Annotated in this window: 2 protein-coding genes; one reads left to right on the top strand and one right to left on the bottom strand. The window is 45.7% G+C overall.

Annotation, left to right across the window (positions count from 1 at the left end):
* Positions 1 to 798 (bottom strand): diguanylate cyclase AdrA (locus A3756_RS18490; RefSeq protein ID WP_231875571.1); only part of this gene is annotated, 798 nt, incomplete at its 3' end.
* Between the two features lie 203 nt (positions 799 to 1,001).
* Between A3756_RS18490 and A3756_RS18485 the strand changes: the two genes are divergently transcribed.
* On the top strand, positions 1,002 to 1,507 hold a 506-nt coding region (locus A3756_RS18485; RefSeq protein WP_068554221.1), incomplete at its 3' end, for a nitroreductase family protein.

Raw genomic sequence — 1,507 nt, 5'->3', positions numbered from 1 at the left:
CTCGGTCAAACCTTCGGGTTCCATTTCTTCCGACAGCTCTGTAAAACCTTTGATGTCAGAGAAGAAGATAGATAGACGCTTGCGCTGTGTTTCCAGGCGCACGTCACGTTCGCCGGTAAAAATTGACTGCCAGACTTGTGGAGATAGGTATTTAGCAAGCTTGTGAGAAAGCGATATAGACTGCTCTCTTTGTGTCTGAATCTGGTGCTTGGCCTTATGTAAGGCTTCGGCTTGTTGGTGGGTATAGTAAGCAGTAACCGAGACATAGACTGTAGCGCTAATACCGGCCACTAGATCGACAATCATTGGTGCGTGAGGCGCGAAGTCAAGGCCGAATATCATGGAGGAAATAATGGTGGAGGTAAGTAAGATTAGGTTGCCTTTGAGCCAGGTCGACATACCTCCAACGACGATGAAGCTAAAACTCGCCATGAGAATATTGAATATGGTTGCCGTCGGGCTGAAGTCAATTAGTACAATAATGACACCGACCAAAGCGCCATCTATTAGTAGTGTGTTCTCACGTGCTGCAGCGCTTTGCTCTAGCTTTAAATGTCTAATAACAAAGTAAAGAAGGTGTGGCCATAACATGGCCGCAGGAATAAACCAGATCAAGTAGTCGTGGAAATGTCCTTCAAGAACACCGACCGCCATCGTGATACTAGACGTCAAATAAGCCAAAACCCTGCCGTTGTATGCGGGCATGACTGACGGTGGCGTATCTATTTTGTCGGTGGAGTGTTGTGTCGCCTTATTCTGTGTTGACGATTTTTTATTAGATATTTTCAATGGGATCATTTTTTCATACATCTCTGATAAGCAGCAAAGGTTATCAGTTCCCTTATATATAGACAAATTTTGCTTACACTGTTTTAATTTCGTTCTTGGGAAATAGCGCTTGCACTAAGGTTTCGTGATCTAAATGTGGTTATATCATTATGTTCACCTGAAAAGAATAGTGCAGGTTAGGTAGCTTATATTAAAGCAGGAGATACGCGGGTATGAATGAGCATAAAACAATTGATGAGGCGGGCTCTCATGCGGTGTTGGAAATATTGAAGTCCAGGGTTTCTCATCCTCGCTTGAGTGCTCCTGCCCCAAGCCCTGATCAAATGGAAACTGTTTTTCAAGCAGCGCTTAGGACGCCTGACCATAAATGCTTAAAGCCATGGCGATTTCTTGTGATCGAAGGGGACTCGTTACATCGTCTGGGTGATTTGTTTTGTCAGGCTGCTGAAGCGAATGAGGGAAAGCTTAGTGAAGCGCAAGAAAATAAATACCGCTCAATGCCGCTTCGGGCACCCAAGATCATCGTTGCTGTGTCCAAAAACATCGAACACCCTAAAGTACCTTTCGAAGAGCAGGTTGTGTCCTGCGGCGTTGCGGTGGGTTATATGTTGTTAGCGCTTCAGGCGCAGGGCTTTGGTGGTATTTGGCGTACCGGAGAAATGGCATTGAATGGCGACGTGAAGCAAGGCCTGGGTTTATCGCTCGAGGAGTCTATCGT

Source organism: Oleiphilus sp. HI0086 (assembly GCF_001635225.1).
This window is presented reverse-complemented; position numbering and strand designations above follow the sequence as displayed.